This window comes from Mesorhizobium sp. M7A.F.Ca.AU.002.02.1.1 (assembly GCF_003998535.1).
In the GTDB taxonomy this organism is placed as follows: domain Bacteria; phylum Pseudomonadota; class Alphaproteobacteria; order Rhizobiales; family Rhizobiaceae; genus Mesorhizobium; species Mesorhizobium ciceri.
This window is the reverse complement of record NZ_RZPB01000708.1, coordinates 1-3097: the sequence shown is the minus strand read 5'-3', so window position 1 is coordinate 3097 and position 3097 is coordinate 1. Positions and strand designations below refer to the sequence as shown.

General features: G+C 63.6%; 4 protein-coding genes. All 4 read right to left on the bottom strand.

All coding sequences use genetic code 11. From position 1 onward, the window contains the following. Positions 1-838, bottom strand: an 838-nt coding sequence (locus EN879_RS29845) for an FAD-dependent oxidoreductase (protein ID WP_127274440.1), incomplete at its 3' end; no start/stop codon positions are given. A gap of 98 nt (positions 839-936) precedes the next feature. Further along, complete coding sequence (locus EN879_RS29840; RefSeq protein WP_013529297.1) at positions 937-1995, bottom strand: dipeptidase; 1059 nt, start codon at positions 1993-1995, stop codon at positions 937-939. Between the two features lie 140 nt (positions 1996-2135). Further along, the gene (locus EN879_RS29835; RefSeq protein WP_013529296.1) at positions 2136-2435 is read right to left on the bottom strand and encodes a GNAT family N-acetyltransferase; all 300 of its coding nucleotides are present in this window, start codon (positions 2433-2435) and stop codon (positions 2136-2138) included. Positions 2436-2437: 2 nt separating this feature from the next. Beyond that, positions 2438-3058, bottom strand: a complete 621-nt coding sequence (locus EN879_RS29830; protein WP_027163149.1) for an alpha/beta hydrolase — start codon at positions 3056-3058, stop codon at positions 2438-2440. Positions 3059-3097 lie beyond the last annotated feature (39 nt).

Genomic DNA, 3097 nt, shown 5'->3' with positions numbered 1-3097 from the left:
GGATCTTGATAGCCGCGCCGCTTTCCCAGGCGCCGATTGCCCGCCCCAGTCCGGCCGGCAAAGCGGGGGCAAAGGCGAGCTCCGTCACCTTCGCCGGCGGGACGGCAACCAGAACCGTGCGCGCCTCGACGGCACCCCCGGCCGAAACGACAAGAACACCTGGCGAACTGTGCTCGATGCGCGTGACCGGCTCGCTTAGCCGCAACCGATCGCCAAGGTCGCGGGCCAGATCGTCGGCCAGCGAATGCATGGTTTCGCGCACAGAATATTGCAGTTCCGTCACCTCGTTGGTGACCCGCCGGTCATTGTCGATCAAATACCAGAGAGGAATCTGGTCCAGCGCCATGCACCAGAGACCTTCGATCATCGAACGGAAAGCCATCCTTGCATCGGCCGAATCGTGCTGGCAGGCAAGCCAGTCGGCGACGGTCAGTCCGGCAATCGAGGCATCGTCCGGATCGATCCCGTTCATGCGCTCGCGGATCGCCATCGCGGCATGATAGGTCCGCTCAGCTCGTTGTGCGGACATCGTCGGCTGGGTGATGAAGTCGCCATCGACATAGGTTTCAACCAGCGTCTTGCCGCGCGCCTCGACCATGGCCATCAATTCCGGCATGTCCTCGCACAGGAACTGGCCACCACCATCGATGCGTTCGCCAAGTCCGTTCAATCGGGACTCGACGCGTCCGCCGACGCGGTCGCGTGCTTCGAGCAGGATGAAATCGATGCCGGCCTTCTTCATCTCAAGCGCCGCCGACAGGCCGGTGAAACCCGCACCGACGATGACGACATCGGCTCGCTCGAATTCGCCGCCCTCATCCGTGAAGGTCTTCAGCATTGCCGGCTATCCACCCAATCGTATCCGGCTTCCACCGACGAACTATGTCCTTGTCGACATATGCCGGCGGGCCGAACACACCATGCCGCAGGCTGTCTCTAACCTATCGTTTTCTCGAGCATATTGAGCCAGTTGCGATAGGCGATTTTTTCGATCAGCGCGCGGCCGAAACCGCGTGCCGCCAATGCATCGATCAGCTTCGGCAGGCCGGCGACATCGCCGATGACGGCCGGGATCATGGCGCCGTCGAAATCGGAGCCAAGACCAACGCCATCCTCACCCAGCGCCTGCAGCAGCGAATCGATATGGCGCACCATGATATCGAGGCTGGTGTCGGCATTCATGCGACCGTCCTCGCGCAGGAAGCCGGTTGCGAAGTTCAGCCCGACCATGCCGCCGGTTTCGCGGATCGCGCCGAGCTGCCAGTCGGTCAAGTTACGCGAATGGCCGCAGATCGCGTGCACGTTGGAATGGGTCGCCACCAGCGGCGCATCGCTGAGTGCGGCGACATCGCGAAAGCCCTTCTCGTTGAGATGCGACAGGTCGATCATGATCTTCAACTGGTTGCAGGCCTTGACCAGCGCCTTGCCGGCATCGGTCAGGCCAGGGCCGGTGTCGGGCGAAGACGGGAAGCGGAACGGCACGCCGTGGCCAAAGGCGTTCGGACGGCTCCAGACGATGCCGAGCGAGCGCAGGCCGGCTTCATGCAGCACGTCGAGCATGGTGAGCTCGGGATCGATCGCCTCGACCCCTTCGATGTGGAACACCGCGGCGATCGACCCTTGCGCCATGGCATTGCGCACATCGCCGGCGCTGCGGCAGACGGTGAGCGCTCCGGCCCGTTCCAGCCTGAACAGGATCGAGGCCATCGCGATGGTCGAGGTCAGCGCCTCATTGCGGGGAACCTCGGGCGGCAGCGGTTCGGCGGCGCCCGGCGCCAGGGGCACGGCGCCGCGCCTGGATTTCTCGACAGGCGGCGGAAAGATGGCGAACATGCCCCCGGCGAAGCCGCCGGCTTTCGCGCGTGGCAGGTCGATATGGCCGCCCGATTTCCCCTCGATGAACAGTTTTTCGACGTCCGTGTCTTTCGACTGATGGAGCCTGAGCAACGTATCGTTGTGGCCGTCGAAGACGGGAACGAGATCGGTTTCGGTCATTGGGGGATCATTCGGTTCGTTTGTCGGCGCGGCTAAGATATATCCTATCTACTTAGGCAGGATGCGCCACCCGCGCAAATGCCAAAGCCGCCCCGGTGGGATGGCAGCCGCTTGCCGCGCCGTTTCCAAGCAACGAATCCCTACCGCTTCAGCACGTCGGCCCATTCCTGATGGCGGCGGAACTGAGCGTTGGCGAACGGGCAGAGCGGGATGATCTTCTTGCCCGCCGCACGCGCATCCTCGACGGCGCGGGTGACAAGCCGAAGCCCGGCACCCTGGCCGCGAAAGACGTCCGGCACTTCGGTGTGGTCGATGATGATCTGGTGCTCACCGATCTTGGTGAAAGTCATCTCGGCCTCGGCGCCATCGGGTCCACGCAGGACGTAGCGGCCCTTGGAACCGCGATCCTCAAGTTCGATCTCAGGCAGTTGGTCAGGCATTGCTATGCTCCTTGGGCAGTATCGGCAAAGAACCGCCGTGCCGCCTCGATCTCGTTTGGCCGCACCTCGTGCCCGCCATCGTGCCATTCCACTGTGACATCGGCGCCGTCGGCACGCAAATAGGCCTCGAGCCGCGTGGTCAGGTTCGGTGGGCAGATCGGATCGCGCTTGCCGGCGGTCACCAGGATATGGCGGCCGGCGAGGCTGCCCTTGACCTCAGGTTCGAACGGGATCAGCGGATGCATCAGCACCGACGCGTCGAACAGCGCTGGAACCGCGAACACCACCGAGGCTAGGACATTGGCGCCGTTGGAATAGCCGAGACCCAGCACGGCCGATGGCTTCGCTGCTTCAACATGGGCCTTGACGAAGCCCGCCATCTTGGTCGTCGCCCGCGCCAGGTCGTCCATATCGTAGATGCCCTCGGCGGCGCGGCGAAAGAAGCGCGCGGCACCTTGTTCCGACACATCACCGCGCGGCGAGACGATGGTTGCCTGGGGCGCGAGATCGCGCCCCAGCGACAGAAGCTGATTCTCATCGCCTCCCGTGCCATGGAAGACGAACAGCAATGGACCGCCCGGCGAACCGGGCAGCACCTTGTGGATGTAAGCGTCCTTGCTCATGGTCTCAGCCTTCCAACTTCTGCAGATGCTGCTCGAGAT